The following is a 2,964-nucleotide window of genomic DNA, read 5'->3' as shown; positions in this document are numbered from 1 at the left end:
AAAAAACGGCCGTTTTTTCATGCGCTTTCGTTACGGCGCGGCAGCTGCCAGTCGCGGCGCACGAAATGACAGGTATAGCCGTTCGGAAACTTTTCCAGATAATCCTGGTGTTCCGGCTCGGCTTCCCAGAAGTCGCCGGCAGGCTCGACTTCGGTGACGACCTTGCCGGGCCAGATGCCGGAGGCATTAACGTCCGCGATCGTATCCTCGGCCACGGCTTTCTGCTCGTCGCTGGTGTAGTAGATCGCCGAACGATAGCTGCGCCCGCGATCATTGCCCTGGCGGTTCTTCGTGGTCGGGTCGTGAATCTGGAAGAAGAACTCCAGGAGCTGGCGGTAGCTGATCGTATCCGGATCGAACACGATCTCGATCGCCTCGGCATGATCGCCGTGATTGCGGTAGGTGGCATTGGGCACGTCGCCGCCGGAGTAGCCCACACGGGTCGAGATCACGCCGTCATAGCGGCGAATCAGGTCCTGCATGCCCCAGAAGCAGCCGCCGGCCAGAATCGCTTTCTCTTGTGCCATCAGATGTCCTCCACTTGATCGATGAACTCGCCGTAGCCCTGCGCTTCCATCTCGTCTTTCGGAATGAAGCGCAGCGACGCCGAGTTGATGCAGTAACGCAGGCCGCCGCGATCGCGCGGGCCATCCGGAAACACATGGCCCAGATGGCTGTCGCCGTGCGTCGAGCGCACCTCGGTGCGGGTCATGCCGTGCGAGTTGTCCTGTAGTTCGTTCACGTAAGCGGGCTGGATCGGCTTCGTGAAGCTCGGCCAGCCACAGCCGGACTCGTACTTGTCGCTGGAGGCGAACAGCGGCTCGCCGGAGACGATATCCACGTAGATTCCGGCCTCCTTGTTGTTCAGGTATTCACCGGTACCCGGCGGCTCCGTGCCGCTTTCCTGGGTGACCCAGTACTGGGTCTTGTCCAGTTTCGAAAGGGCGTCCTCGGATTTGCTGTAGTTCGGCATAAAAGTTCTCACAGCCGTGTGCGAATAGAAAATAAATGATGGCCCGCCAGCCGAAAATCAAGTTCTGCAACGGCGATGACGCAGGTCGACAGCGGGTCCTGTCCTTGCCCTGTACTACGCAAGCCGACCCGATATAGACGTTGGTATATTTGTGCTACATACAAGTTTCGGCTAGCTTTGGTAACCATGAATTCCGCTTAATGAAACAGGAGCGCTCATGACGGCTGCCACGGAAGACAGCACTGCGGTCGACGCGGGCGCGGTTCGCAAAGCGGTTACCGCCGCCGGTCTGGGCAATGCGCTGGAGTGGTTCGATTTCAGCATATATGCCTATACGGCCAGCACCATCGGCCGTGTGTTCTTTGCCCAGGACTCGGGCGATTCCCTGCTGAAATCGCTGATGTTCTTCGCGGTGGCCTTCGCCGTACGCCCGCTCGGCGGGCTGTTCTTCGGCCCGCTGGGGGACCGCCTGGGGCGCTCCAGCGTGCTGGCCATCACCATCATCATGATGTCGCTCGGCACTGTGGCCATCGGCCTCATTCCCACCCACGAGTCCATCGGCATCTGGGCGCCGATCCTGCTGCTGGCCGCCCGGCTGGTGCAGGGCTTTTCCACGGGCGGCGAATACGGCGGCGCGGCCACGTTCATCTGCGAATATTCGCCCGACAACTCGCGCGGCTTTCTGGCCAGCTTTCTCGAATTCGGCACCCTCGGCGGCTATATCCTCGGCTCGCTGCTGGTCTTTCTCGTGCAGTTTTCGCTCGGCGACGAGGCGTTCACGGCCTGGGGCTGGCGTATACCGTTCCTGTGCGCCGCGCCGCTCGGCCTGTTCGGCCTTTATCTGCGGCTTCGGCTGGAAGACAGTCCGGCCTTCCTCAAGGCCCAGGAAGACAACGAAGCCAACGGCACGCTGGCCGAAGTCGTGGGCGACCATACCCGTCAGCTGCTGCTATGCATCGGGCTCACGCTGATCCTCAATATCGCCTACTACACAGTGCTGACCTACCTGCCCAGCTATCTGGAAACCATCCTGAGCATCAGCGCCACCGAAGCGGCCGGCCTGCTCATCGCGGTGCAGGTGGCGATGATGTCGATCATCTACCTGTTCGGCGGGCTGTCCGATCGGGTCGGGCGTAAGCCGGTGCTCATCGCGGCCTGCCTGTGTTTCATCGTGTTTTCCTACCCGGCGTTCCTGCTGCTGTCGACCACCACCGTCTGGGGTCTGGTCGCCGGCCTGGCCATGCTGGGCCTGATGACGGTCATGCTCGCCGGCGTCATGCCGGCCACCTTGCCCGCCATCTTTCCCACGCGGGTGCGCTACGGCGGCTTTGCCATCGCCTACAACCTGTCCACATCGCTGTTCGGCGGCACCGCGCCGCTAATCATCCAGTATCTGATCGGGCAAACCGGCAACGACTTCATCCCGGCGTTCTACCTGATGGGGGCGGCGGTGATCGCGCTCATTCCCATCATGCTGATTCCCGAAACCGCCGGCCGGCCCCTGCCAGGCTCGAAGGCCCAGCATAGTGGGACAGGGCCGCGGACCGGGCCGAGGGAGCCGGCGCCGGCGGCTTGATTCGGCCAAGGGCTCTGGCTCCGCAGCGCCGCATGCGGGCCAGGGCTTTAGCGGTCACTACCAGGCTACGTCGTCCGCAGGTCGGCTTGGCCAAGCGTACGCCGATGAGAATGTCGCCTCAGGTCGGCTAACTTGTTTGTCGCTGTAGCGGCTCAAAGCTAACGCCTAGCCCCGTGTATTCGGATTCTGTGAGTGCCGTGAGGCTCGTGGCTTTGAATCAACGGTGCGGGTGAATTTTGGCTTGGGGTTTCGCACTGCTGCGCGAATTACTTCTCTTGCTTGCCCAAGAGAAGTAACCAAGAGAAGGGCACCCTGTCTTGCGCCGATGCTGCGCATCGGTTCCCTGCGCGGCTCCGGCCGCAAGCGGGCCAGCCGGAAACTCGCTTCGCTCAAACATCCGGCTGTCTTTTCCGCT

The 2,964-nt window shown here is 61.8% G+C and carries 3 protein-coding genes; 1 reads left to right on the top strand and 2 read right to left on the bottom strand.

Translation table 11 applies throughout. From position 1 onward, the window contains the following. Window positions 1–17: 17 nt before the first annotated feature. Together msrA and msrB are read right to left on the bottom strand one after the other, a co-directional pair. The gene (gene msrA / locus ABNU97_RS17580) at window positions 18–527 is read right to left on the bottom strand and encodes a peptide-methionine (S)-S-oxide reductase MsrA (RefSeq protein ID WP_348767962.1); all 510 of its coding nucleotides are present in this window, start codon (window positions 525–527) and stop codon (window positions 18–20) included. After that, window positions 527–973, bottom strand: coding sequence for a peptide-methionine (R)-S-oxide reductase MsrB (gene msrB, locus ABNU97_RS17575; RefSeq protein WP_348767961.1), 447 nt, complete (start codon window positions 971–973; stop codon window positions 527–529). The genes msrA and msrB overlap by 1 nt, the downstream gene beginning before the upstream one ends. Before the next feature lie 217 nt (window positions 974–1,190). On the opposite strand from msrB, the gene ABNU97_RS17570 reads away from it, so the two are divergent. Then, complete coding sequence (locus ABNU97_RS17570) at window positions 1,191–2,549, top strand: MFS transporter (protein WP_348767960.1); 1,359 nt, start codon at window positions 1,191–1,193, stop codon at window positions 2,547–2,549. Window positions 2,550–2,964 lie beyond the last annotated feature (415 nt).

Source organism: uncultured Salinisphaera sp. (assembly GCF_964012375.1).
Taxonomy (GTDB): domain Bacteria; phylum Pseudomonadota; class Gammaproteobacteria; order Nevskiales; family Salinisphaeraceae; genus Salinisphaera.
The sequence above is the reverse complement of the archived record's forward strand: the minus strand, read 5'-3'. Positions and strand labels throughout refer to the sequence as shown.

Bases quoted from the DNA above. Each gene is read 5' to 3' on its own strand.
- msrA (WP_348767962.1), bottom strand. From the start codon at position 527: ATGGCACAAGAGAAAGCGATTCTGGCCGGCGGCTGCTTCTGGGGCATG.
- ABNU97_RS17570 (WP_348767960.1), top strand. From the start codon at position 1,191: ATGACGGCTGCCACGGAAGACAGCACTGCGGTCGACGCGGGCGCGGTT.
- msrB (WP_348767961.1), bottom strand. From the start codon at position 973: ATGCCGAACTACAGCAAATCCGAGGACGCCCTTTCGAAACTGGACAAG.